This window comes from Nonomuraea sp. B1E8, from assembly GCF_039871515.1.
GTDB lineage: Bacteria > Actinomycetota > Actinomycetes > Streptosporangiales > Streptosporangiaceae > Nonomuraea.
Genome location: NZ_JBDPLS010000008.1, coordinates 35,834 through 59,382 on the forward strand (window position 1 = coordinate 35,834; position 23,549 = coordinate 59,382).

Annotated in this window: 24 protein-coding genes; 22 read left to right on the forward strand and 2 right to left on the reverse strand. The window is 72.0% G+C overall.

The genetic code is table 11. The features are described from left to right. The first annotated feature begins 2 nt into the window (after positions 1–2). Genes ABGA98_RS25490 through ABGA98_RS25505 form a run of 4 tightly spaced genes read left to right on the forward strand, consistent with a single transcriptional unit; the run spans position 3 to position 3,911 of the window. Positions 3–1,184, forward strand: a complete 1,182-nt coding sequence (locus ABGA98_RS25490) for a histidine kinase (protein WP_347620924.1) — start codon at positions 3–5, stop codon at positions 1,182–1,184. Positions 1,185–1,217: 33 nt separating this feature from the next. Beyond that, positions 1,218–1,967, forward strand: a complete 750-nt coding sequence (locus ABGA98_RS25495; RefSeq protein ID WP_347620925.1) for a LytTR family DNA-binding domain-containing protein — start codon at positions 1,218–1,220, stop codon at positions 1,965–1,967. Next, the gene (locus ABGA98_RS25500; RefSeq protein ID WP_347620926.1) at positions 1,964–2,392 is read left to right on the forward strand and encodes a hypothetical protein; all 429 of its coding nucleotides are present in this window, start codon (positions 1,964–1,966) and stop codon (positions 2,390–2,392) included. Before ABGA98_RS25495 ends, ABGA98_RS25500 begins: the two co-directional genes overlap by 4 nt. Before the next feature lie 31 nt (positions 2,393–2,423). Then, positions 2,424–3,911: a cation acetate symporter gene (locus tag ABGA98_RS25505; RefSeq protein ID WP_347620927.1), complete on the forward strand. Its 1,488-nt coding sequence runs from the start codon at positions 2,424–2,426 to the stop codon at positions 3,909–3,911. A gap of 67 nt (positions 3,912–3,978) precedes the next feature. Here the strand turns inward: ABGA98_RS25505 and ABGA98_RS25510 are convergent, their stop codons facing one another. Beyond that, the gene (locus tag ABGA98_RS25510; RefSeq protein WP_347620928.1) at positions 3,979–4,509 is read right to left on the reverse strand and encodes an HD domain-containing protein; all 531 of its coding nucleotides are present in this window, start codon (positions 4,507–4,509) and stop codon (positions 3,979–3,981) included. Positions 4,510–4,736: 227 nt separating this feature from the next. Here ABGA98_RS25510 and ABGA98_RS25515 point away from each other — a divergent pair, with 227 nt between their 5' ends. From ABGA98_RS25515 to ABGA98_RS25570, 12 genes are all read left to right on the forward strand, one after another. After that, positions 4,737–5,651, forward strand: coding sequence for a phosphate/phosphite/phosphonate ABC transporter substrate-binding protein (locus tag ABGA98_RS25515; protein WP_347620929.1), 915 nt, complete (start codon positions 4,737–4,739; stop codon positions 5,649–5,651). Next, complete coding sequence (phnC, locus tag ABGA98_RS25520) at positions 5,648–6,409, forward strand: phosphonate ABC transporter ATP-binding protein (protein ID WP_347620930.1); 762 nt, start codon at positions 5,648–5,650, stop codon at positions 6,407–6,409. The genes ABGA98_RS25515 and phnC overlap by 4 nt, the downstream gene beginning before the upstream one ends. After that, positions 6,406–8,124: a phosphonate ABC transporter, permease protein PhnE gene (gene phnE, locus ABGA98_RS25525; RefSeq protein WP_347620931.1), complete on the forward strand. Its 1,719-nt coding sequence runs from the start codon at positions 6,406–6,408 to the stop codon at positions 8,122–8,124. The genes phnC and phnE overlap by 4 nt, the downstream gene beginning before the upstream one ends. A gap of 83 nt (positions 8,125–8,207) precedes the next feature. Beyond that, positions 8,208–8,927 (forward strand): GntR family transcriptional regulator, encoded by a 720-nt coding sequence (locus ABGA98_RS25530; protein ID WP_347620932.1) that lies wholly within the window; start codon positions 8,208–8,210, stop codon positions 8,925–8,927. Next, entirely contained in the window at positions 8,924–9,364 is a 441-nt protein-coding gene (phnG, locus tag ABGA98_RS25535; protein WP_347620933.1) for a phosphonate C-P lyase system protein PhnG, read from the forward strand. The genes ABGA98_RS25530 and phnG overlap by 4 nt, the downstream gene beginning before the upstream one ends. Further along, the gene (gene phnH / locus ABGA98_RS25540) at positions 9,361–10,245 is read left to right on the forward strand and encodes a phosphonate C-P lyase system protein PhnH (RefSeq protein ID WP_347620934.1); all 885 of its coding nucleotides are present in this window, start codon (positions 9,361–9,363) and stop codon (positions 10,243–10,245) included. Before phnG ends, phnH begins: the two co-directional genes overlap by 4 nt. Continuing rightward, positions 10,245–11,531 carry a carbon-phosphorus lyase complex subunit PhnI gene (locus ABGA98_RS25545; RefSeq protein WP_347620935.1) on the forward strand — a complete coding sequence of 429 codons (1,287 nt, stop codon included), beginning with the start codon at positions 10,245–10,247 and terminating at the stop codon, positions 11,529–11,531. Before phnH ends, ABGA98_RS25545 begins: the two co-directional genes overlap by 1 nt. Further along, a complete protein-coding gene (locus ABGA98_RS25550; RefSeq protein WP_347620936.1) occupies positions 11,528–12,379 on the forward strand; it encodes an alpha-D-ribose 1-methylphosphonate 5-phosphate C-P-lyase PhnJ in 852 nt (283 codons plus the stop codon). The genes ABGA98_RS25545 and ABGA98_RS25550 overlap by 4 nt, the downstream gene beginning before the upstream one ends. Beyond that, entirely contained in the window at positions 12,376–13,212 is an 837-nt protein-coding gene (locus tag ABGA98_RS25555) for an ATP-binding cassette domain-containing protein (RefSeq protein ID WP_347620937.1), read from the forward strand. Before ABGA98_RS25550 ends, ABGA98_RS25555 begins: the two co-directional genes overlap by 4 nt. After that, positions 13,209–13,964 carry an ATP-binding cassette domain-containing protein gene (locus ABGA98_RS25560; RefSeq protein WP_347620938.1) on the forward strand — a complete coding sequence of 252 codons (756 nt, stop codon included), beginning with the start codon at positions 13,209–13,211 and terminating at the stop codon, positions 13,962–13,964. The genes ABGA98_RS25555 and ABGA98_RS25560 overlap by 4 nt, the downstream gene beginning before the upstream one ends. Then, entirely contained in the window at positions 13,961–15,136 is a 1,176-nt protein-coding gene (locus ABGA98_RS25565; protein WP_347620939.1) for an alpha-D-ribose 1-methylphosphonate 5-triphosphate diphosphatase, read from the forward strand. The genes ABGA98_RS25560 and ABGA98_RS25565 overlap by 4 nt, the downstream gene beginning before the upstream one ends. Before the next feature lie 23 nt (positions 15,137–15,159). After that, on the forward strand, positions 15,160–16,044 hold the full coding sequence (locus tag ABGA98_RS25570) for an inositol monophosphatase family protein (RefSeq protein ID WP_347620940.1): 885 nt from the start codon (positions 15,160–15,162) through the stop codon (positions 16,042–16,044). A gap of 12 nt (positions 16,045–16,056) precedes the next feature. Here the strand turns inward: ABGA98_RS25570 and ABGA98_RS25575 are convergent, their stop codons facing one another. Then, the gene (locus ABGA98_RS25575; protein WP_347620941.1) at positions 16,057–17,049 is read right to left on the reverse strand and encodes a LacI family DNA-binding transcriptional regulator; all 993 of its coding nucleotides are present in this window, start codon (positions 17,047–17,049) and stop codon (positions 16,057–16,059) included. 50 nt (positions 17,050–17,099) lie between these two features. Between ABGA98_RS25575 and ABGA98_RS25580 the strand changes: the two genes are divergently transcribed. From ABGA98_RS25580 to ABGA98_RS25605, 6 genes are all read left to right on the forward strand, one after another. After that, on the forward strand, positions 17,100–18,257 hold the full coding sequence (locus ABGA98_RS25580; protein ID WP_347620942.1) for a PLP-dependent aspartate aminotransferase family protein: 1,158 nt from the start codon (positions 17,100–17,102) through the stop codon (positions 18,255–18,257). 136 nt (positions 18,258–18,393) lie between these two features. Continuing rightward, positions 18,394–19,647: a sugar ABC transporter substrate-binding protein gene (locus ABGA98_RS25585; protein WP_347620943.1), complete on the forward strand. Its 1,254-nt coding sequence runs from the start codon at positions 18,394–18,396 to the stop codon at positions 19,645–19,647. Beyond that, the gene (locus tag ABGA98_RS25590) at positions 19,644–20,552 is read left to right on the forward strand and encodes a sugar ABC transporter permease (protein WP_347620944.1); all 909 of its coding nucleotides are present in this window, start codon (positions 19,644–19,646) and stop codon (positions 20,550–20,552) included. The genes ABGA98_RS25585 and ABGA98_RS25590 overlap by 4 nt, the downstream gene beginning before the upstream one ends. Beyond that, positions 20,549–21,373: a carbohydrate ABC transporter permease gene (locus ABGA98_RS25595; RefSeq protein ID WP_347620945.1), complete on the forward strand. Its 825-nt coding sequence runs from the start codon at positions 20,549–20,551 to the stop codon at positions 21,371–21,373. The genes ABGA98_RS25590 and ABGA98_RS25595 overlap by 4 nt, the downstream gene beginning before the upstream one ends. 204 nt (positions 21,374–21,577) lie before the next feature. After that, positions 21,578–21,868, forward strand: coding sequence for a DUF485 domain-containing protein (locus ABGA98_RS25600; RefSeq protein ID WP_347620946.1), 291 nt, complete (start codon positions 21,578–21,580; stop codon positions 21,866–21,868). Between the two features lie 17 nt (positions 21,869–21,885). Then, positions 21,886–23,484, forward strand: a complete 1,599-nt coding sequence (locus ABGA98_RS25605; protein ID WP_347621295.1) for a cation acetate symporter — start codon at positions 21,886–21,888, stop codon at positions 23,482–23,484. Positions 23,485–23,549: the final 65 nt, after the last annotated feature.

Sequence of the window (23,549 nt, forward strand, 5' to 3'; positions counted from 1 at the left end):
GCGTGGAATACCTCGTCGGGGTCGCCGTCGTGGCCGTGATCGTCAGCGTGCCCGCGATCGTGTTGTGGCGGGTCATGCGGGGCCGCAGAGAGCTGGGCACCAGCCCGGCGGAGCGGGCCACGTTCGAGACCCTGCACACCGCCTCCCTGGCCGGGCCGCCGCTGCGGGCCGGTCTGACCGCCGACGGCGCCGAGCGTGCCTCCCGGCACCTGCGCGCCCTGCTCGGCTCCGCCGCCGTCGCGATCACCGACGGTGAGCGGCTGCTCGTCTACGACGGCGCGGGCGACGACCACCACGCCGACGCGGCTTTCGAGCACGCGGCGGCGACCCTCCAGGACGGCCGCACCCAGGTGCTGACCATCGATTGCGACCTGCTCGAATGCCCGATCAGGCAGGCCGTGGTCGTGCCGCTCACGACCGACGACCGCGTGGTCGGCACGCTGGCCGCCTACGGGCAGAGCGCCTCGGCCGGGCTGGTCAGGGCCGCGCAGGAGGTGGCCGGCTGGGTCGATTCGCAACTGGAGCTGGCCGAGCTGGACCGCTCGCGCACGCTGCTCATGGAGGCCGAGGTGCGGGCGCTGCGGGCGCAGATCTCCCCGCACTTCATCTACAACTCCCTGACCACGATCGCCTCCTTCGTCCGCACCGACCCCGAGCGGGCCAGGGAGCTGCTGCTGGAGTTCGCCGACTTCACCCGCTACTCCTTCCGCCGGCACGGCGAGTTCACCACGCTCGCGGAGGAGCTGCGCTCGATCGACCGGTACCTGATCCTGGAGCGGGCCAGGTTCGGTGACCAGCTCCAGGTCACGCTCCGCATCGCGCCCGAGGTGCTGCCGGTCGCGGTGCCGTTCCTGTGCCTGCAGCCGCTGGTCGAGAACGCCGTCAGGCACGGCCTGGAGAGCCGCAACGGCGTCGGCCGCATCACGATCATCGCCGAGGACGCCGGCGCCGAGTGCCGCATCAGCGTCGAGGACGACGGGCTCGGCATGGACCCCGACAGGCTGCGGCGCATCCTCGCAGGTGACATCGCTCCCAAGGGCGGCGTCGGGCTGGCGAACGTGGACGAGCGGCTGCGTCACGTGTACGGCGACGAGTACGGCCTGGCCGTCGAGACCGGCAACGGCGCGGGCACCAAGGTCAACATCAGGTTGCCGAAATATCACCCGGGCGTCTCTGCCCGTTGACCTCGCTCTTCCTTGTCGGTTTTATCACTGTCTATGGCACTACTACGGGTCCTCGCGGTCGATGACGAGCTGCCGGCCCTCGAAGACCTGTCCTACCTCCTCCGCGCCGATCCCCGCATCGGCGAGGTGGCGACCGCGCGGGACGGCGCGGCGGCGCTGCGCCTGCTGGACCGGGCCATCGCCGACGGCAGGCCGATCGACGCGGTGTTCCTCGACATCCGGATGCGCGGGCTCGACGGCGTGGTGCTCGGGCGGCTGCTGTCGCAGTTCGCGAACCCGCCGCGCGTGGTGTTCGTGACGGCGTACGAGGAGCACGCGGTGGACGCGTTCGAGATCAAGGCGGAGGACTACCTGCTCAAGCCCGTCCGGCCGGAACGGCTGGCCGAGGCGATCAGGCGCGTGGCGGTCTCGGCCGACGTGCCCGTGGAGGGCGGCGAGTCGGACACGATCCCGGTCGAGCTGGGCGGGGTCACGCGTTTCGTGTCCAGCGCCGACGTCATCTACGTGGAGGCGCAGGGCGACTACGCGCGGCTGCACACGGCCGGGGGCAGCCACCTCGTGCGCATCCCGCTGGCCACCCTGGAGGAACGGTGGGCCTCGGCCGGGTTCATGCGGGTGCACCGCAGCCACCTGGTGGCCGTCAAGCACATCGAGGAACTGCACATCGACTCGGGCAGGTGCACGGTCCGGGTCGGCGACACCGAGATCCCGGTCAGCCGCCGCCACACGCGCGAGCTGCGCGACCTGCTGGTGCGCCGGGCCAGGAAGGGCAGGCCGGAATGAGCCAGGAGCCCCGCCGCCAGGATTCCCGCCCGGTCCGCAGGACGCCCCTGTCGCGGGAGAACATCTCGCGGCGGGTCACCGTGACGAGCCCGCGCACCGCCGCCGCCCGCCGGCCCCGCTACCCGGCCACCCTGGAGATCGACGAGCAGACCCGGCTCGGCGAGGTCTACATGCGCTCGCTGCTGCGCACCCAGTTCAGGCTGGCGCTGTTCGTGTGCACGGTGCTGGCCTGCGTGATCGGCGGGCTGCCGCTGCTGTTCCTGCTGATCCCCGACCTGAGCGAGGTGCGCCTGCTGGGCGTGCCGCTCGCGTGGGCGGTGCTGGCGGGCCTGATCTACCCGGCCTTCGTCATCGGCGCCTGGCTGTACGTGCGGCAGGCGGAGCGCAACGAACGCCACTTCGCCGAACTGGTCGAACGCCGATGAGCCGGGGCGCCCCCGGGGCGGAGCCGGGCCCATGAGCCTGACGGCGGTGCTGGTGGTCGTGGTCGCGGCCGTCCTCATCGGAGCGTTCGGGATCAGGGTCTCGCGCACCACCTCCGACTTCTACGTCGCCTCCCGTACGGTCAGCCCGCTCTGGAACGCCTCCGCCATCGGCGGCGAATACCTGTCGGCGGCCTCCTTCCTCGGGATCGCCGGGCTCATCCTGTCCTTCGGCGTGGACATGCTCTGGCTGCCCGTCGGCTGGACCGGGGGTTACCTGGTGCTGCTGGTGCTGGTGTCGGCGCCGCTGCGGCGCTCGGGGGCGTACACGCTGCCGGACTTCGCCGAGGCCAGGCTCGAGTCGATGACCGTGCGCCGCACCGCGAGCGTGCTCGTCGTGCTGATCGGCGGGCTCTACCTGATGCCGCAGTTCCAGAGCGCGGGCCTGGTGCTGCGGACCATCACCGGCGCGCCCGTGTGGGCCGGCGGGCTGCTGGTCGCGGGTGTCGTCGCGGTGAACGTGCTGTCGGGAGGCATGCGGTCGATCACGTTCGTGCAGGCGTTCCAGTACTGGCTCAAGCTGACCGCGCTGGCCGTGCCGCTGGTGTTCCTGCTGATGGCGTGGAAGGCCGACGGCGCCCCCGGGGTCACCGCGCTGGACGCGGCCACCTGGCAGGTGCCGCTGGGCGGCGGCAAGGAGTACGGGGTGTACACGACGTACTCGCTGATCCTGGCCACCTTCCTCGGCACCATGGGGCTGCCGCACGTGCTCGTGCGGTTCTACACCAATCCCGACGGGCGGGCCGCGCGCCGCACGACGCTGGTGGTGCTGACGCTGCTGGGCGCGTTCTACCTGCTGCCCGCCGTGTACGGGTGGCTGGGCCGCATCTACGCGCCCGACCTGGTGCGTACGGACGCGGTCGTGCTCGCCCTGCCCTCCCGCATGATCGGCGGCCCGCTGGGCGACCTGCTGACGGCGCTCGTCACGGCGGGGGCGTTCGCGGCGTTCCTGTCCACCTCGTCGGGGCTGACCGTGTCCGTGGCGGGCGTGATCGCGCAGGACCTGCTCAAGGGCGGGGTGCGCTCGTTCAGGATCGCCACGCTGATGGCGGTGGCGGTGCCGCTGGCCCTGGCGTTGTGGGCGCGGGCGCTGCCCGTGGCGGACGTGGTGGGGCTGGCGTTCGCGGTGGCGGCCTCGTCGTTCTGCCCGCTGCTCGTGCTGGGCATCTGGTGGCGGCGGCTGAGCACCACGGGGGCGCTTGCCGGGCTGTTCGTGGGCGGCGGGCTGGCCTGCGCGGCGGTGCTCGTCACGATCACGGCCGGGCCGTTCGAAGGGCCTGCGGGGGCGCTGCTGGCCCAGCCGGCGGCGTGGACGGTGCCGATCGCGTTCGCGGTGATGGTGTCGGTGTCGTTCCTGACGCCCGACCGGGTGCCGCTCGGCGTGGCCAGGACGATGGTCCGGCTGCACACGCCCGAGGCCCTCGACCTCGACCGCGGCGACTGGCGGCCCCGCTCGCCGTGAGAAGCGGCGCGCGGGGGGCGGGCTCAGGAGCCGGCCCGCGGCGGCGGCCCGCGGTGGAGCCGTGCTCTCAGGCGGACATGACCCGCTCGTACGCGGCGGCCAGCTCGCCCATGGGCAGCACCGGGCCGCTCGGATCCTTGGCGGCGTCGTCCCACAGGCGCAGCGAGATCGCGTCCGCCGACCACGGATGCGCCTCGAACGCCGCCGCCTCCTCCCGCGACATCGGCCCGCCCTGGGCGCGCAGCGTGCACACCGACACCGGGCTCAGCGTGTCGTGGTAGGCCGGGTCCACCGCGACCAGATACCGCTTGGCCGCCACGTGCCGCTCGATGGCCCAGGCCGAGCGCTCGGTCAGGTGGTCGCGGGCGAACGCGGCCCCGGCCCGCTCGTGCGGCAGGCCGCGGTGCCGTTCGGCGACGGGGCGGGCGCGGCCCACGTCGTGGAAGGCGGCGGCCAGTACGAGCTCGTCGTCCGCGCCGGCGGCCACCGCGTGCGCGGCGGTCTGGAGCGCGTGCGTGCGCTGGTCGACGGCCTCGCCGCCGTACGGGAGGTCGGCGAGGCCGTCGAAAAGCCGGTGAAGTTCGGCCCGAGAAAGCATGATTAATCCTCTTTGCAGGGTCTTGTGATCGCATGATGGGGCGGCTTCCATGACCGGAGGATGACGGGACGGTGGCCGTGCACCGGCGGCGGGGCGACGGGCGGGTGGGTTCGCCGGGTGTTAACCCCCCGGTTCGTGCACCGTCAGACACGTCTGACCTGCTCATCACAGTCGGCGACCAGCGTGGCGGCTCGTACGAGGTTCCCGCGAAGGCTCGGAGACTCCCTGTGAAACGAACCCTGACCGCCCTGGCCATGCTCGGCACGCTCGCGGCGGCGGGCTGCTCCTCCGCCAGCGGCAGCACCGGCGACACGCTGCGCTTCGCGGCCGTGCCGGTCGAGCAGAACATCGACCCCACCGCCGAGTACAAGGACATCATCGCCCTGATCGAGAAGAACACCGGCAAGAAGGTGGAGTTCGTCCGGTCGACCGACTACAACGCGGTCATCGAGGGCATGGTGTCCGGCAAGATCGACCTGGCCGAGTTCGGGCCGCTGTCGTACGTGCTCGCGAAGAGCAACGGCGCCAAGATCACCCCGATCGCGTCGATGGTCGAGAAGGGCGGGCAGCCGACGTACCGAAGCTTCGGCATCGTCCCCGCGAACAGCGAGATCACCGGCATCGACGGCTTCAAGGGCGCGAAGGTCTGCTTCGTCGATCCCGGCTCCACCTCCGGCTACCTCTTCCCCAGCCAGGGCCTGATGGGCGCGGGCATCGACCCGAAGACCGGCATCGACGCCGTCATGGCGGGCGGGCACGACAACTCCGTGTTGTCGGTCGCCGCCGGCAAGTGCGAGGCCGGCTTCGCCGAGAACGCCATGGTCGAGCACATCCTCATCGACAAGGGCAAGCTCAGGCCCGGCCAGGTCAAGGTGGTGTGGAAGTCCGCCCCGATCCCCATGTCGCCCGTCGCCATGCGCGACGAGCTGCCCGCCGATCTCAAGGCCAAGCTGACCCGGACCTTCACGAAGGACGCCACCAAGGACCGGCTCGTGCAGCTCGGCATCTGCAAGGACGCCGCCTCGTGCCGCGTGACGGCCGACCCGTCCGTCTGGGGCTTCCAGCCGGTCACCGACGCGACCTTCGACCCCGTACGCCAGGTGTGCGCGGCCACCCGCAACGAGAAGTGCTCAGCGGCGTGACGGGCCCGATCGTCGAGACGCGCCGTCTGGTCAAGACCTTCGGCGACGTGCGGGCCTGCGCCGGCATCGACCTGACCGTCCACCCCGGCGAGATCGTCGCCCTGCTGGGCCCGTCGGGATCCGGCAAGTCCACGCTGCTGCGCCACCTCAACGGGCTGACCAGGCCGGACTCCGGCCACGTCACCGTGCTGGGCGTCGACGCGGCGTCCGCCTCGGGCAGGGAGCTGCGCGAGCTGCGCCGCCGCGTCGGCGTCGTCTTCCAGCAGTTCAACCTGGTCGGACGGCTCACCGTGCTGGAGAACGTGCTCAGCGGCGCCCTCGGGCGGGTGCGCGGCCCCCGGTACGGCATCGTCACCTGGCCCAGAGCCGTACGGGCCGAGGCCTTCGGACACCTGGACCGCGTCGGGCTGGCCGACCGGGCCTACCAGCGGGCGGGCAGCCTGTCGGGCGGCCAGCAGCAACGCGTCGCCATCGCGCGCGCCCTGCTGCAGCGGCCCGAACTGATGCTCGCCGACGAGCCCGTCGCCTCCCTCGACCCGGAGACCGCCGGTTCGGTCATGGACCTGCTGGTACGCGTGTGCCGGGAGGACGGCCTGACCATGGTGTGCACCCTGCACCAGATCGAGCTGGCGCTGCAGTGGACCCGGCGGGTGGTCGGACTGCGGCACGGGGAGATCCGCCTGGACGAGCCCACGAACCTGCTCGACGCCGTACGGCTGCGCGGGCTGTACCTGTCCGACCCCGTGACGGTGCCATGACGCGCGCCCGCCCCGCCCTCACCGCGACGCCCGCCCGCCCCCACTCGGGGCCCGCCTCCGCCGTGTCTCCGGCGTCTCCGGCGTCACCGTCCGGCGGAGGGCCGCCCGCCCGGCCGGACGCGGCTCAGCGCCTCCGCCCGCCCAGAACCGGGCGGCGGGCCGCGGCCTGGGGATTCCCGACCGTCTCCGTGGGGCTCGGCGTGCTCGCCCTCGACCGGCTCGGCGTCGGGATCGGCGGGCTGATCGAGGGCTTCGGGGAGGTCGCCGCGCTGCTGGCGCGGGCCTGGCCGCCGACCCTGTCCGACCCCGCGACGACGCTCGCCCACGTGCTCGACACGCTCTGGATGGCCCTCGCGGGAACCGCGCTGGCGACCGTGCTCGCCGCCGTGCTCGGCGTGCTGGCCGCCTCCCCGGTCAGGACCGCCAGGTCGGCGGCGCTCGCGGTGATCGTCGCCTGCCGGGCCATCCCCGACGTGGTCTTCGCGGTGTTCTTCGTGGCCGCCGTCGGCATCGGGCCGCTGCCCGGCGTGCTGGCGCTCGGCCTGCACTCGGTGGGCATGCTGGGCAAACTGTTCGCCGAGGCGGTCGAACAGGCCGACACCGGCGTGCGCGAAGCCGTCGCGGGCACCGGGGCCGGCCCCGCGCAGCGGCTGCTGGCGGGCGTGCTGCCGCAGGTCGCGCCCGCCTGGATCGCGGCCATCCTCTACCGCCTGGACATCAACTTCCGCGGGTCCGTGCTGCTGGGCGCCGTCGGCGCGGGCGGCATCGGGCTCGACCTGAAGACCGCGTTCGGGTTCACCGACTACCAGGAGGCCACCGGGCTCGCGCTCGTCACGGTGGCCGTGGTGCTGCTCGTCGAAGCGGTCTCCGTGACACTGCGCGGGCAGCTGCTGGGCGCGGGACGTATCGGCTCCGTCCCGGCCGGAGGCGGCACCCGCGTGCCATGGACGCGCGGCCGGCTCGCCGTGCACCTGGCCGGGTGGGGCGGGCTGGTCCTGGCAACGGTGGCGTTCTGGCAGGTCGGGGCGAGCCCGGCCGCGCTGGCCGACGCGGCCGGCGGCTCCCTGCGGGCGCTCGGCGACTTCTTCCCGCCCGACTTCGCACCGGTGGCGGGCCTGCTCGGCGAAGGGCTGGCCGAGACGGCCGCGATCGCGCTCGGCGCGACCTTCCTCGGCACGCTCGCCGGCGTGCCGCTGGGCCTGGCCGCCGCACGGGCCGTCGCCCCCAACGACGGCGTGCGGCTGGCCGCCCGCACCCTCTGCGTCGGCCTGCGCTCCATCCCCGACCTGCTGCTCGTGCTGGTGTTCGTGGCGGCGTTCGGGCTCATGGACGGGCCGGTCGCGGGCACCCTGGCGCTGGCCGTCTGCACCGCCGCCCTGGTCGCCAAGCTCGTCGCCGACGATGCCGAGGAACTGCGCAGGGGACCGCGCGAAGCCGTGCTGTCGGCGGGCGCGGGCCCCGCGCAGGAGCTGACCGTGGCCGTGCTCGGCCAGCTCACGCCGCGCCTGGCCGCCACCACCCTGTACGCGCTCGACGTCAACCTGCGGGCCTTCTTCATCCTCGGCATCGTCGGCGCGGGCGAACTCGGCTATGCCCTCAGCCAGCACATCAGGGCGCTCAATCACGACGTGGTCACCGCGATCGTGGTGCCCGTGTTCGTGCTGGTCCTGGCCGTGGAGGCGATCTCCGCCCGGCTCAGATCCGTCCTGCGGTGATTTCTTCCATGATGGCCTCCGGGCTCGTGCGGCGTCGCCCGCCGTTCACCCGATGGCCAGACAGGCCGCCGAGGCTGCTTGTCATGACAAGCACGCAGCGCTACCTGGAGATGGCCGACATCCTGGAGGCGGAGCTGGCCCACGTACCCGTGGGCGCGCAGGTGCCGAGCGAGCACGTGCTGGCCGACCGCTTCCAGGTCGGCAGACCCGCCGCCCGCGCGGCCCTGCAGGAACTGGAGCGGCGGCTGCTGGTGCGCCGCGTCCAGGGCGTCGGCACCTTCCGGCGCGGACGCGTGGAGTATGTGATCTCCGCCCACGTCCCGCCGTCGTTCAGCGAGACCGTGCGGCTGGCGGGCGCCGAGCCGGGAGCGCGGCTGGTGAGCTGCGGCGCCCGCCGCGCGGTCGAGCAGGAACGCGCCCGCCTCGGGCTGGCCATCGGCGCCGCCGTGTGGGCGGTCGAGCGGGTGTTCACCGTGAACGGCGAGATCGCCGCGTACGCCACCAGCGTCCTGCCCCGGCGGCCCCTGTTGAACCTGGACCGGGAGCTCGGCGACGAGGTCTCCCTGCACCGGGTGCTGCGCCGCCGCTACGGGCTCACCGTCGTCCGCTCCCGCTACCGGATCAGCCTCGACGTGCCGCCGCCCGGGATCGCCGGGCACCTGACCGGCGGCAGCCGGGGACCCACCTGGCTCGCGGAGAGCGTGAACCGCGCCGCGGGGGGGCCGTGTGTCGAGTACGCGCGGACGTACCTGAGGCCCGACGTCCTCGACGTCACCTTCGAGATCGAAGAGGAAAACCCTTGACAGACGTCCTGACCAGGGAGGAACGCGCCGAGTTGCTCGCCGCCGCCACTCCCGACGAACTGCTGCCCCTCGCCGAGCGCCTGCTCCAGGCCGGCGACCTCGGCGAGCCGGCCGTCCTGCACCCGCCCGAGACCGGGATGGTGATGCTCACCGTGCGCGAGCCGGTGACGGAGGAACGCTTCCACCTCGGGGAGGTGCTGGTCACCTCGTGCACCGTCGAGGTCGCGGGGACGGCGGGCTGGAACATGCGCGGCGGGGACGACCGCGTGGCCGCCCTGGCCGCGGCCCTGCTCGACGCCGTCGCCGCCGCCGGGCTGCCCGCCGCCGGTGAGGTGAACGCCCTCTGCGCGTCCGTCGCCGAGCGGCGGGCCAGGGAGGTGTCCGCCGAATGGGCCGAGGTGTCCGCCACCCGGGTGGCCTTCGAGGAGCTGACATGACCACCGCCCGCCCCGACGGTACCGCCTCCAGCAGCGGCGCTTTCAACGGCGGCGGTCGCAACGGGGTGCCGGACGGGTCGGGGGCGGCAGGGGCCGTCCGCGGGATCGGGGCGCACGTCCGGGCGGTGACGCCCACCGCGGCGCAGGCGCAGGCCGACTTCCGTGCGCTGCTGAACGTCCTGTCCCGTCCCGGCGTGCTGGACACCGTCAAGCGCGCGGACGGTCCGGCCGCGCTCGCCGTGGCTGCCGGGCTGGCCGACGTCGAGGTGCCCACGTCGGTGCTGACCCCTCCCGGCGAGGAGCACTGGGCGCAGGCCCTGCACCTGGCGACGTCGGCCCCGCCCGCACCACCGGAGACGGCACGCATGGTCGTCGCACTCCGCCCACCGTCGGCAGCGGAGATCGCGAGCCTCACCCGTGGCGACGCCCTGCACCCCGAGCACGGCACCCGCCTGATCGCCGCCGTCGGAACCCTGACACCACACCACCATGACCCCGGCGACCGCGACGCTCCCGGCGACCGTCGCGAACCGAGCACCCGGGACCATGACGACCACCAGGGCAACGGTGACCGGCAGGGCAACGGTGACCGGCAGGGCAGCGGTGACCACCAGGGCAACGGCGATCGGCAGGAACACGGCGACCGGCGGGGCCCCTCGGGCGGCCAGGCGGAAGAGGTCGTGCTGGTGCTCAGAGGGCCCGGGGTGCCGGGAGCGCGGCGGGTCCGGGTGACAGGTCTTCCCGCCGGGGTGTTCGCCGCCCTGGCGGAGGCCAACGCGGACTTCCCCGCCGGCGTCGACACCTTCCTCGTCGCTCAGGACGGGACCATCACCGGGCTGCCGCGCAGCACCCGCATCGAGATCGAGAACGGAGACGCCTGATGGGCTACTCAGGGGCCAGCGGCGGCCACGAGGCGATCCTCGCCGCCGAGCGGCTCGTCGAACGCCACCGGTACGGCGGGTCCAGCGCGTGGCTGGCCATCGACCAGATCACCGGGCGGCTGAGGCTGGCCGTGGACCGGATCATGGGGGAGGGCGGCCTATGGGCGCCCGAGCTGGCGGCCAGGGCGCTGCGCCAGGCGGAGGGCGACGTGCAGGAGGCCGCCCAGCTCCTCAGGGCACACCGCTCCACGCTGCCCCGGGTGGCGTACTCGGAGCCGGTGCACGCCGACGAACTACGGATCTCGCGCCGGATCTCGCCCGCGTTCCGCAACCCACCGGGCAGCCAGGTGCTCGGCCGCACGCTCGACTACGTGGGGCGGCTGCTCGACCTCATGCCGGAGGAGCAGGCGAAGGCCCGCTTCCACCACCCTGCCCCCGCACAGGAGCCAGCCCACGCTCACGACTCCGCACACGCACACGCCCACGTCCACGTCCACGGATCAGGGCACGGATCAGGGCACGGATCAGGGCACGGCGCCGGGCACGGTAACGGTCACGCATCCGGCAACGGGAAGGCGCTCAGCCATGGGCACGGTGAAGCGCACGAGCCCGGCAGCGGGCGGGACGGCGGCGACGGGCACGGCGACGGGCACGGCGACGGCGACGGGCCCGATCCCAGGCGACCGCCGCGCCTGCTCGGCCTGCTCCGCTCCATGGGCATGCTGGTCGACAGAGCCGCGGACGGCGACCAGGAGCCGTACGACATCACCCGCTCGCCCGTCCGCCCGGGCGTGCCCAGGTCGGCCCGGCTGACGGCGATGGCCCGCGCCGAGACCGGCGCGCTGGTGCACCTCTGGTACGCGAACACGTTCCAGCCCGGCAGGCACAACCACGAGTTCCCCGGAGAGGTCCGTCACGGCGCGCTGCCGGTGCGGGTACGCCACCCGCTGACCGGCGCGACGGTCACGGTGGCCGAGGTCCGGGTGACGGAGGTGGAGACCATCGACGACCTGGACCGGGCCGAGGAGGACCGTAGCCGGCTGGACCTCGGCTACGGCATGTGCTTCGGCCACAACGAGCGCAAGGCCATCGCCATGGCCGGGCTCGACCTGCTGGTGCACCGCGACGGGGGCCGGTCGAGCCTGGAACAGGAGGTCCTGCTGACCCTGGACGGCATCGAGGCGTCCGGCTTCCTCGAACATCTGAAACTGCCCCATTACGTGGACTTCCGCTCGGTGCTCGACCGCAAGCGCGCGGTTCGCGCGGCCATGGAGGAGGCGCGATGACGATCATGGAGCTGGCGGGCGAGGCGGGTCCGCGCGGCATCTTCGACGAGCTGTCCAAACGCGAGGTGCGCAGGGCAGCGCTCACCGCCGTGGCCGTGCCCGGCTACCAGGTGCCGTTCGGGTCGAGGGAGATGCCGGTCGCCCGGGGCTGGGGCTCGGGCGGGCTGCAGGTGACGCTGGCGCTCGTCGGTCCCGCCGACCGGCTCAAGGTCATCGACCAGGGCGAGGACGGCGGTGTGAACGCGGCCAACCTGCGCCGCCTGGTCTCCGGTCACGTCGGGTGCGCGGAGGAGAGCGACACCCGGGCGGCCGGCGTGATCCAGTCGCGGCACCGCATCCCGGAGACGCCGCTGCGGGCCGACCAGATCCTCGTGCTCCAGGTTCCGGTGCCCGAGCCGCTGCGCGCCGTGGAGCACGACGTGCGCGAACAGCGCAGGATGCACGCCGAGGCCGACTACTCGCGCATGTGGGTCGGCCTGTACGAGGACGTCGTGCGCAACGGCGTCGTCACCAAGACCGCCGGCTACCCGTGCCTGGTGGGCGGCAGGTACCTGATCTCGCCCACGCCGATCCCGAGGTTCGACGTGCCGAAGCTGGACAGGGCCGAGCACCTGACGTTGTTCGGGGCGGGCAGGGAGAAGCGCATCTACGCGGTGCCGCCGCACACCCGGGTGGAGCCGCTCGTCTTCGACGACATCCCGTTCGAGGTCGAGCACACGCCGGGCGCGGCCTGCCGGCACTGCGGCAGCGGCACGGCGTACCTGGTGGAGGTGCCGTCCGCGGACGGCACCGTCGCGTGGGTGTGCAGCGACACGGACTACTGCACGCGTAACAGGGAGGACGGATGAGCTGGGCGTTGAAGGTGGACGGGCTCGGCCTGGTCTACGGCGAGCAGGGGGAGGCCTCCCTGCCCGGCACCGGACCCGAGCACGGCACCTCGGTCTCGCCCGCGACCGGGGCCGTGGTGGCCGCGTGGGACGTCGGGTTCGAGGTCGAGCCCGGGGAGGCGCTGGGCATCGTCGGCGAGTCCGGCTCGGGGAAGTCGACGGTCATGCGCTGCCTGGCCGGCGACGAGCGGCCCAGCAGGGGCACCGCCTACCTGCGCGGCTACGACGACGGCCGCACCGACGTGCTGGCCCTCGACGACGGCGTGCGCCGGCGGCTGAGGATCGACCGCGTCTCCGTCGTCTACCAGGACCCGGCCGCCGGGCTCGACCTGGACACGAGCGCGGGCGGCAACATCGCCGAGCGGCTCACCGCGGCCGGCGGCCGGCACTTCGGCCGCATCCGCGAGCGGGCCGCCGAGCTGCTGGAGCTGACCGAGGTGCCGCTGTCACGGATGGACGACCCGGTGCGCACGTTCTCCGGCGGCATGCGGCAGCGCGTGCAGATCGCCAAGGCGCTGGCCAACCGCCCTCCCGTGCTGCTGCTCGACGAGCCGACCACCGGCCTGGACGCCTCGGTCGCGGCCGGCGTGCTCGACCTGCTGAGAAACCTGCTCGAACGGCTCGGCGTCGCCGCCGTGGTCGTCTCCCACGACTTCGGCGTCATCGAGATGCTGACCAGGAGGGTGATGGTGATGCAACACGGCCGCGTCGTGGAGACGGGCCTCACCGACCAGCTGCTGGAGGACCCGCAGCACCCGTACAGCCAGCGGCTCGTCTCGGCGGCGCGCGGATGAACGTCCTGCGGATCAGGGGACTGGTCAAGTCGTTCACCCTGCACACCATCGACGGCCGCACCGTCGGCGCGCTGCACGGCGTGGATCTCGACGTGGCCGCCGGCGAGCACGTCGCGCTCGCCGGCTCTTCGGGCGCCGGGAAGTCGTCGCTGCTGCGGTGCGTCTACCGGACCTACGTGCCGACGGCCGGCCGGATCCTGCTGCGCACCGCGCAGGGCACGCAGGCCGACCTCGCCGCCCTGCCCGACGCCCAGGTGGCCGACCTGCGGGGCAGGGAGCTGGGCTACGTCTCGCAGTTCCTGCGGGCCGAGCCGCGCCGGGCGGTGCTCGACGTGGTGGCCCGGGCGGGCGCGGCCCGCGGCCTCGGGCTCGACGCGGCCAGGGACGCCGCCGCGGTGGCGCTGCGCAGGCTCGGCATCGACGAGCGCTTGTGGGCCATGCACGCCACCGTCCTGTCAGGCGGCCAGAAGCAGCGCGTCAACCTGGCGGCCGGCACCATCTCGCCGCCCCGGCTGCTGCTCCTCGACGAGCCGGTGTCGGCGCTCGACCCGGTCAACAGGGAGGCCGTCCTGTCCATGATCGCCGACCTGACGGGCGCGGGCGTGGCCGTGCTGTCCGTCTTCCACGACCTCGACGCCATCGACCGGCTCGCCACCCGGGTGGTGGTGCTGGACGACGGCAGGGTGGCCGCCGACGGGCCGCCCGCCACCGTACTGCGTGATTCCACACTGAACCTGGAGGTGGCCCGGTGAGCGTGCTCGCCCATGCCAAGGCCGTACTGCCGGACCGCGTCATCGACGACGCGCTCGTCGTCACCGAGCACGGGCTGGTCACCCACGTGGGGCCCGCCCGCCCCGGCGCCGTGCCCGCCGAGGCCCTGGACGTGCGGGGCGCGCTGGTGCTGCCCGGCATCGTCGACACCCACTCCGACGGGCTGGAGACCGAGCTGCGGCCCCGCCCCGGCGCGGAGTTCGAGGTGGGGTTCGGGGTGTCCAGCTTCGAGGGACGAGTGCGCGCGGCCGGCGTCACCACCGTCTTCCACGGGGTGGCGTTCGAGTCGCACAACCGTAAGGGACGCACGGTCGAGCGGGCGATCCGGCTCGACGCCGCCATCAAGGAGCGCGCCGAGTCGGGGCACGCGATGGTGGACCACCGCGTGCTCTACCGCCTCGACGCCCGCGACCCCGAGGGCCTGGCGGCCCTCCGCACCTGCCTGTCCGGTACGGTCGCCCCGCCGCCGCTGGTGTCCTTCGAGGACCACACGCCGGGGCAGGGACAGTACCGGGACTCGGCGGTGTACCGGCGCTGGCTGGAAGGCACCGAGGGCATCTCTGCCGAGGAGGCGCAGCAGCAGGTGGAGACCCTGGTCGCCGAGCGGGACGCCAGGATCGGGCACCGGGAGGTCGCGCTCGGAAGGCTGGCGGAGTACGCGGCGCTCGGGCGGGCACGCCTGCTCGCGCACGACCCGGTGACGGCGGGGGAGATCGACGTGGCGCTGGCCAACGGGGTGTCCGTGGCCGAGTTCCCCACCACGATGGAGGCCGCCAGGGCGGCCTGTGAGCGCGGGCTGCGCGTGGTGGCCGGCGCGCCGAACGTGCTGCGCGGCGGCTCCCACTCGGGCAACGTCGCGGCGGCCGAGCTGGTGGCGGCAGGGCTGGTGGACGGGCTGTCCAGCGACTACCTGCCGTCGGCCCCGCTGGCGGCGGCGCTGCGGCTGGCCTCGCGGGGAGTGGTGCCGTTGCCGCGCGCGGTGGCCCTGGTCACCTCGGGACCCGCCGCCGTGGCGGGCCTGACCGACCGGGGCGCGCTGGTGCCCGGCCGGCGCGCCGACCTCGTGGTGGTGACGACGGACCGGGGGTGGCCGACCGTACGCATGACGGTCGCCGCCGGTGACCAGGTGCTGCTCGCCGGGGCGGGATCATGACGCCGGAGGGGCGGGAGACGGCGATGCGCGAGCAGCACGAGGGCGGTCCCGGCCGGGGTGCCGGGGTTCCGGCGGAGGCGCATCCCGCGCTGGCCGCCGCGGCCGCCGCCGCGCTGGACGCGTACGCCTCGGCCACCGCCGCGTACGACCGCGTCGCGCTGTCCGCCGTCGTGGCGGACGGCGCCGACGGCACACCCACCATGCGCGTCGACGTGCTCGTCGAGGACGCCGTCCTGGCCGCCCTGACCCCGCACCCCGTCAACGTCCTCACCGAGGAGACCGGCTGGGTGGACAACGGTTCGGCGTTCACGCTGGTCATGGACCCGGTGGACGGCTCGGCCAACGCGGCCGCCGGGGTCCCGCTGTCCGCCTTCTCCGCCGTCGTGGCCGAGGACGGCGTCTTCACCGAGGCGCTGACCGTCTGGCTGGAGACCGGCAGGAGCTGGTGGGCGCGGCGCGGCGTGCCGTCCCCGCTGCGTACGACCGGCCGCACCGAAGCGGCCGGCGCCGCCGTCTCCCTCCTGCGCCCCCACCCCGCCGACCCGGGATCCTCGGCGGCCTGGTGGGAGGTGGCCCGGCGGGCGGCCCGCGTGCGCATCCTGTCCACGAGCTGCCTGGAGGGCGCGCTGGTGGCCCAGGGCGCGACCGACGCGTTCGCCGACGCCGCCACCGACACCCACCGCCTGGTGGACCTCGCCGCCTCGGTGGTGCTGGCGGAGACGGCGGGCGGTGTGGTCAGTGACGTCTTCGGCCGCCCGATCACGCTGGACACCGACCTCACGAAACGCTGGAGCGGCATCGTGGCGGCCACCCCGGACCTGGCCGACGAGCTCGCCGAGATCCTCCGCACCGCCTTCAGCGCCGGTTCCCGGGCCGATTCCCGGGCCGATTCCCGGGCCGGCTCGTAGGCGGGAGGCCGGTCAGGAGGGCGGGAGCTCGCCGGATCCCCTGGCGACGAGCTCCACCGGCACCTTGACCCTGCGGGGCTCCCGGGACGGGTGCAGCAGGAGGTCGACGGCGCTGCGGGCCAGGCGGGTGACGTCGTAGCGGACCACCGTCACCCCGGGGTTGAAGACGCCGGCCAGCGCGAAGTCGTCGAACCCCACGTACGCGGGCCGCTCGGGCCGCTCGCGCAGCGCGTGCAGGATGCCGATCGCGGCCCGGTTGTTGGTGGCGAACAGGGCCGTCGGGGGGTCGGCCAGGTCGAGGAGCCTGCCGACCTCGTACGACACCCGCCGCGGGTCGAACACCCCCCGCACCACGAGCGCGTCGTCGGCTCGCACCCCGGCGGCGCGCAGCGCCTGGCGGTAGCCGGTCGCGCGGTCGTGCACGGAGCTGACGCCGTCGTCGTCGGAGATCAGGCCGATCCGGCGGTGACCGCCGGCGAGCAGGTGCTCGGTCGCCGCCCGGCCGCCGCGCACGTCGTCGAGCATGACGACGTCGGCCGCCTCCAGGCCTAAGGGCACGCGGTCGACGAAGACCGCGGTGAGGCTCGCGTGCCCGGCCAGCCAGGCGTGGTCGGCCGCCGACGGGACGACGATGAGGGAGTCGACGCCGCGCGTGTACATGGACTCGATGAGCATGCGCTCCTTGTCGGGGCTCTCCTCGTACGAGCCGAACACCACCAGCGCCTCATGCTCCGCCGCGGCGGCCTCGACCGCGGCGGCCAGGCGGGAGTAGAACTCGTTGGAGATGTTCTCCATCACCAGCCCGAGCGTCAGCATGGTCGCGCCCCTGGCCAGGCGGGCGGCGGCCTCGTTGCGGCGGTAGCCGAGCGTGCTGATGGAGGTCTGCACCCGCTGCCGCAGCGACGCCCTGACGTGCGGCTCCTGGTTGACGACCCGGGAAACGGTCTTGAGGCTGACGCCCGCGTGCCTGGCCACGTCGGCCATGGTGGGTTTGCGCGGGTTCACTCGCGGGCTCGGCTCCTCGGTCCGTTCCCTCGCTGTCATAGTGTGCCCCCATGGATGACGAATGGATCTGTGGCCGGTTGGGTGAGGACGAGCCGTGGATGCTGGGCGCGGTCAACCCGCCGGTGTTCGAGAACTCGTTGTTCGCGTTCGCGACGGCGGAGGAGCTCGGCGAGGCGGTCAGGAACGAGGACGAGCGCTACGTCTACTGGCGGGGGACCAACCCGACGGTCGATCTCGCTCAGCGTAAGCTGGCCGCGCTCGAGCGGGGAGAGCGGGCCAAGTGTTTCGGCTCGGGCATGGGCGCCATCGCGGCGACGATCTCGTCGCTCGTGTCGGCGGGCGACCACGTGCTGGTGCTGGGCGCGGTCTACGGGCCGACGACTCAGTTCCTGCGCTATCTGGAGAAATTCGGGGTCACGCATACGCACGTGGACGACCTCGCGGGGTGTGACAGCGCTATCAGGGCGAGCACGCGCCTACTCTACTTCGAGTCGCCGTCGTACATGGCCTACGCCGTGGTCGACATCGCCGAGGTGGCCGGGTGGGCGCGGGAGCGCGGGCTGGTGAGCGTGATGGACAACACCTGGTCCACGCCGATCTTCCAGAAGCCGCTCACCATGGGCGTCGACCTGGTGGTGCACTCGCTGTCGAAGTACGCGGGCGGGCACAGCGACCTGGTGGGCGGCGTCGTCGTGGGGCCGTCGCGCCTGATCCGGCCGCTGGCGCTGACCGAGTACCAGCTCTACGGCGCCGCCATGTCGCCGCACGACGCGGCCAAGGTGATCAAGGGGTTGCGGACGCTGCCCGTGCGGATGGCGGCGCACCAGGAGCGAGGGCTGGCGGTGGCGGCCTTCCTGGAGGGGCATTCGGCCGTGCGGGAGGTGAACCATCCGGGGTTGCCGTCGCATCCCGGGCACGCGATCGCGCTGCGGCAGATGTCGGGGTTCTCCAGCCTCTTCAGCTTGGTGCTGGACACGGACTCTCCTCAGGAGGTCGCGGGGTTCCTCGATAGATTGCGATATTTCAGGATCGGCGTGTCGTGGGGAGGCTTCGAGAGCCTGGTGAACGCCCCCGCGCTCTCCACGGAGGAGAGCGTACGCGCCACCATGGGCATCCCCGTCGGCCTCGTCCGGCTCTCGGTCGGCCTGGAACCCGCGGACGAGCTGATCAAGGACCTCGGCCAGGCCCTGGAGGAATCGCTCGCCTGAACGCGGACCCGGCCGGCAGCGCCGGCATATGGCGCCGGCATATGGCGCCGGCGAGTGGGCACCGGCGATTGACCGCTGAACGCGGCTGACCATAGCGTGACTGACAGCGCTGTCTAGAACACGCGGGAGACCTGCCATGAAAACCCCCCTCCTGGCGACCGCGGTCGCCGTCACGCTGGTGCTCGCGGGCTGCGGCTCCGGCTCGTCCTCGGGAGAGGTACGGCTGCGCATGATCGAGAGCCTGACCAGCCCCGACCGCACGAAACTGATCAAGAAACTGATCGCCGACTTCGAGGAGGCCAACCCCGGCGTCGAGGTGGAGCTGATCTCGCCCCCGCTCGACAGCGCCGACCAGAAGATCCTGCAGATCCTCCAGACCGAGAAGGACCTGGACGTGCTGGAGGTCCGCGACCACACGGCCAAGTCGTTCTCCAACAACGGCTGGCTGGCCGAGCTGCCCACCACCGGCTGGTCCGGCTGGTCCGACCTGACCGAGCTGGCCCAGAAGAAGGCGGTCGAGGTCGGCGGCAAGCCCTACCTCATCCCGTACGGGTTCTACCAGCGCACGCTGTTCTACCGTACGGACTGGGGCATGAGCCGGCCGCCGGCCACCTGGCAGGAGCTCTACGAGGCCGGCAAGAAGATGACCACGGGCGACCGGTTCGGCTACTCGTTCAGGGGCGGCAAGGGCGGCGCCGACTACGCGGTCATGATGGTCAGCGCGTACAACGGCGAGAAGCTCGACCCCGAGAAGTCGTTCTTCCTGAAGGACAAGAGCACGATCTTCTCCACCCCCGAGGCGGCCGAGGCCATGGAGCTCTTCGTCAAGATCTTCAAGGAGACCTCGCCGCCCGACTCGGTGTCGTGGGGCTTCCCCGAGATGGTGCAGGGCTTCACCTCGGGCGTCACCGGCATGCTCATCCAGGACCCGGAGGTGATCAAGTCGGTGGAGGAGAGCGGCGTCACGGCCTGGTCCACCGCCCCCATTCCCAAGGGTCCCACCGGCTACGCCTTCCAGCCCGTCGGCTACGCGGGGTGGGGCGCGACCTCCTTCAGCAAGCACCCGAAGGAGGCGGTCAAGCTGGTGCAGTTCCTGTCGGAGTCCGAGCAGAGCATCGCCTTCGCCAAGGGCAACTCGCTCATCCCGATCTCCAAGCAGGCCCAGAACGACCCGCAGTTCTCGCAGGGCGCGTGGAAGGCGTACCTGGAGGCGCAGCAGGACCCCAAGCAGGTCATCACGATCAGGCCGGTGGACTATCCGGGCTGGAGCCAGTTCATCGTCGACTCCGACCGTGACATCCAGGCGTTGATCACCGGCAAGAAGACCGTCGCCGAGGTGCTCAAGTCGTGGGACGCCTTCTGGACGGACCAGGCGAAGAAGGTCTCTTGAGCACGGCACGCACCGCCGCGGGACGCACCTTCACGATCCGCAGGGCACGGTTCATCCTGCTGTGCCTGCTGCCCGGCGTGGTGTTCGTGGCGCTGTTCACGTACTACCCGATGATCCGCGGCGCGGTGATCGCCTTCCAGCGCTACAACCTGTACGACCTGACCTCGACGCCGTTCGCCGGCCTGGAGAACTTCCGGGCCGTGCTGGCCGAGGACCGGTTCTGGACGGCGCTGCGCAACACCGGCACGTGGGTGGCCGTGTCGCTGTTCTTCCAGTTCTTCCTCGGCTTCGGGCTGGCGCTGCTGCTGCGCAGGCACTTCCGCGGCCGCGGCCTCTACCAGGCGTGGGTGTTCTTCCCGTGGGCCATGTCGGGGTTCCTCATCGGGCTGCTGTGGCGGTGGATGTTCAACGGCCAGTTCGGCGTGATCAACGATCTGCTGCTCAAGGCGGGCGTCATCGACGAGCGCATCGGCTTCCTCGCCACCCCCGGCTGGGCGATGACCTCGGTGATCGTGGCCAACATCTGGTACGGCGTCACGTTCTTCGCCATCATGATCATGGCCGCGCTGCAGTCGGTGCCCCGCGAGCTCTACGAGGCGGCGTCGGTGGACGGCGCCTCCCGCCTGCGGCAGTTCTGGCACGTGACGCTGCCGCACATCCGGCCCACGCTGGCGCTGATCGTGTTGCTGCGCATCATCTGGATCCTGAACTTCCCCGACCTCATCTACTCGATGACCGGCGGCGGCCCCGCGGGCAGCACGGACATCATCACGACGTTCCTCATCCAGCAGGTCATCGGCGGCGACTACGGCCGTGCGGGCGCGGTCGGCCTGCTCGTGCTCGGCCTGCTGCTCGCCTTCAGCGTCTTCTACCTCAACGCCACCCGATTCGAGAAGGTCCGATGAAACGCGTCGCGACCGCGGTCAAGGCCGTCGTGCTGGGCTCCTGGCTGCTGATCACCCTGTTCCCGCTCTACTGGATCCTCGTCACCTCGCTCAAGCCCAAGGCCGAGATCTTCTCGATGCCGCTGAAGTACTGGCCGGGCGAGGTGACGTTCGAGCACTACGAGGAGCTGTTCTCCTTCGCCGACTTCGGCGTCTATCTGCTGAACAGCCTGATCGTCTCGCTCGTCTCGGCCGGGGTGGTGACCGCCGTCGGCGTGCTCGGCGGCTACACGCTGGCCCGCTTCGCCTTTCCCGGCAGGGGAGCGGTGATGCTGGCGTTCCTCGTCACGCAGATGATTCCGCTGTTCATCGCGCTCGGGCCACTCTACCTGCTCATGTCCGATCTCGACCTGCTCAACCGGCTGTCCGGGCTGATGCTGGTGTACGTGGCGATGCTGGTGCCGTTCGCCACGATCATCATGCGCGGCTTCTACGAGCGGGTGCCGGTCGCGCTGGAGGAGGCCGCCCAGGTGGACGGCGCCTCGCGGCTGGCGGCGATGGTGCGGGTGGTGATCCCGGTGATGCTGCCGGGCATCGCGGCCACGTTCATCTTCGCGTTCGTGCAGTGCTGGAACGAGCTGTTCCTGGCGATCACCTTCATCGACAGCGAGGACGCCAAGACCATCCCGGTCGCCATGAACTCCTTCATCACCCAGTACGACATCGACTGGGGCTCGATGGCGGCGGCCACGGTGATCTCCGTGCTGCCGACGCTGGTGCTCTTCGCCGCGATCCGGCGCTACATCGTCGAAGGGCTCACCGCTGGGGCCGTAAAGGGGTGAAAGGGAAAGCCAACCGCTCACCGCGCCATACAGACCTTTCACCGCAGGCCATCCCCAACTAAGCGCCGGACGGCGGCGGCTCGCCGAACAACTCGGCCACGTCTCTCCACGGCCGGTAGGTTGCGCTCTTACGTTGGGCGTGATCCGCATCACAGTGGAGGGCTCGTGACGACTCAAGAACATGACGCATCGGTTTATGAACAAGTGCAGGGGAGCGATGAGTTCCAGGATCTGAAGAGGCGCTTCCGCCGCTGGACCTTTCCCATGACTGTCGCGTTCCTCGCGTGGTACCTGCTGTACGTGGTGCTGTCGGGATGGGCGCGCGACTTCATGGGGATCAAGGTGTGGGGCGACATCAACGTGGGGCTCGTCCTGGGCCTGCTGCAGTTCGTCTCCACCTTCCTCATCGCGTGGGCGTACTCCAGGCACGCGGAGAAGTCGCTCGACCCGATCGCCGACAAGCTCCGCCACGAGGTTGAGGAGAAGTCGAAGTGAGCTCGACCACTCTGGGGATGATCCTCTTCCTCACGTTCGTCGCCGCCACGCTGGGGATCACCGTCTGGGCGAGCCGGCAGACCAAGACGGCCGCCGACTACTACGCGGGCGGCCGGTCGTTCAGCGGCGCGCAGAACGGCCTGGCGATCGGCGGCGACTACATGTCGGCCGCCTCCTTCCTCGGCATCGCCGGCATCATCGCCCTGTCGGGCTACGACGGGTTCCTGTACTCGATCGGGTTCCTGGTGGCGTGGCTGGTCGCGTTGCTGCTGGTGGCCGAGCTGATGCGCAACTCCGGCAAGTTCACCATGGCCGACGTGCTCGCCTTCCGGATGAGCCCGCGCCCGGTGCGCACCGCCGCCGGCGTGTCCACGATCGTGGTCAGCATCTTCTACCTGCTGGCCCAGATGGTCGGCGCGGGTGCCCTGGTCGGCCTGCTGCTCGGCATCGAGTCGGAGGCGGGCAAGCTCTGGACGATCGTCGGCGTCGGCGCGCTGATGATCGTGTACGTGGTGTTCGGCGGCATGAAGGGCACCACCTGGGTGCAGATCGTCAAGGCCGTGCTGCTGATGACCGGCGCCGCCCTGGTGACGCTGCTGGTGCTGGGCAAGTTCGGCTTCAACCTGTCGGCGCTGCTGAGCCAGGCGGCCGCCACGAGCGGCCCGTCGGGCAACACCGGCAGCTTCCTCGTCCCCGGCCTGAAGTACGGCACCGAGGCGCAGGGCCTCGCGGGCAAGATCGACCTGATCAGCCTCGGCCTCGCCCTGGTGCTCGGCACGGCGGGCCTGCCGCACATCCTCATCCGCTTCTACACCGTCCCCACCGCCAAGGACGCCCGCAAGTCCGTGCTCTGGGGCATCGCCATCATCGGCACGTTCTACCTGCTCACGCTGGTGCTCGGCTTCGGCGCGGCGGCCCTGGTCGGCCGGGAGGAGATCGTCGCCGGCGACCCGGGAGGCAACACGGCGGCGCCGCTGCTCGCGTTGCGGATCGGTGAGGAGATCTTCGGCTCGGTGGGCGGCACGATCCTGCTGGCCTTCATCGGCGCCGTCGCCTTCGCCACGATCCTCGCGGTGGTGGCCGGACTCACGCTCGCCTCCTCCTCCAGCTTCGCCCACGACCTGTACGCGCACGTCTTCCGGCGCGGCCAGGCCAGCGAGCGGCAGGAGGTCGTGGTCGCCAGGATCTCCGCCCTGGTGATCGGCGCCATCGCCATCGGCCTGAGCATCCTGGCGCAGAGCCAGAACGTCGCCTTCCTGGTGGCGCTGGCGTTCGCCGTCGCCGCCTCGGGCAACCTGCCGGCGATCCTCTACAGCCTGTTCTGGAAGAGGTTCAACACCTCCGGCGCGGTCAGCGCGATCTACGGCGGCCTGCTCTCCGCCCTGGTGCTGGTGATCTTCTCGCCGGTGGTCTCCGGGGGTAAGACGGCGCTGTTCAAGGACGCCGACTTCGCCTGGTTCCCGCTGAGCAACCCGGGCATCATCTCGATCCCGCTCGGCTTCATCTGCGGCTGGCTCGGCACGATCATGAGCAAGGAGTACAACGCCGCCAAGTACGCCGAGATCGAGGTCCGCTCCCTCACCGGCGTCGGCTCGGAGAAGGCCGTCAAGCACTGACATCTTTCCTCCGAGGGCCCGGCCTCCCCAGGCCGGGCCCTTTGTGCTGTCTGGTGGGGGTTTGC

Excerpts from the sequence above, each read along its gene's own strand:
- ABGA98_RS25495 (WP_347620925.1), top strand. The coding sequence starts at position 1,218 with ATGGCACTACTACGGGTCCTCGCGGTCGATGACGAGCTGCCGGCCCTC.
- ABGA98_RS25500 (WP_347620926.1), top strand. The coding sequence starts at position 1,964 with ATGAGCCAGGAGCCCCGCCGCCAGGATTCCCGCCCGGTCCGCAGGACG.
- ABGA98_RS25505 (WP_347620927.1), top strand. The coding sequence starts at position 2,424 with ATGAGCCTGACGGCGGTGCTGGTGGTCGTGGTCGCGGCCGTCCTCATC.
- ABGA98_RS25510 (WP_347620928.1), bottom strand. The coding sequence starts at position 4,509 with ATGCTTTCTCGGGCCGAACTTCACCGGCTTTTCGACGGCCTCGCCGAC.
- phnE (WP_347620931.1), top strand. The coding sequence starts at position 6,406 with ATGACGCGCGCCCGCCCCGCCCTCACCGCGACGCCCGCCCGCCCCCAC.
- ABGA98_RS25530 (WP_347620932.1), top strand. The coding sequence starts at position 8,208 with ATGACAAGCACGCAGCGCTACCTGGAGATGGCCGACATCCTGGAGGCG.
- phnH (WP_347620934.1), top strand. The coding sequence starts at position 9,361 with ATGACCACCGCCCGCCCCGACGGTACCGCCTCCAGCAGCGGCGCTTTC.
- ABGA98_RS25545 (WP_347620935.1), top strand. The coding sequence starts at position 10,245 with ATGGGCTACTCAGGGGCCAGCGGCGGCCACGAGGCGATCCTCGCCGCC.
- ABGA98_RS25550 (WP_347620936.1), top strand. The coding sequence starts at position 11,528 with ATGACGATCATGGAGCTGGCGGGCGAGGCGGGTCCGCGCGGCATCTTC.
- ABGA98_RS25555 (WP_347620937.1), top strand. The coding sequence starts at position 12,376 with ATGAGCTGGGCGTTGAAGGTGGACGGGCTCGGCCTGGTCTACGGCGAG.
- ABGA98_RS25560 (WP_347620938.1), top strand. The coding sequence starts at position 13,209 with ATGAACGTCCTGCGGATCAGGGGACTGGTCAAGTCGTTCACCCTGCAC.
- ABGA98_RS25570 (WP_347620940.1), top strand. The coding sequence starts at position 15,160 with ATGCGCGAGCAGCACGAGGGCGGTCCCGGCCGGGGTGCCGGGGTTCCG.
- ABGA98_RS25580 (WP_347620942.1), top strand. The coding sequence starts at position 17,100 with ATGGATGACGAATGGATCTGTGGCCGGTTGGGTGAGGACGAGCCGTGG.
- ABGA98_RS25585 (WP_347620943.1), top strand. The coding sequence starts at position 18,394 with ATGAAAACCCCCCTCCTGGCGACCGCGGTCGCCGTCACGCTGGTGCTC.
- ABGA98_RS25595 (WP_347620945.1), top strand. The coding sequence starts at position 20,549 with ATGAAACGCGTCGCGACCGCGGTCAAGGCCGTCGTGCTGGGCTCCTGG.
- ABGA98_RS25605 (WP_347621295.1), top strand. The coding sequence starts at position 21,886 with ATGATCCTCTTCCTCACGTTCGTCGCCGCCACGCTGGGGATCACCGTC.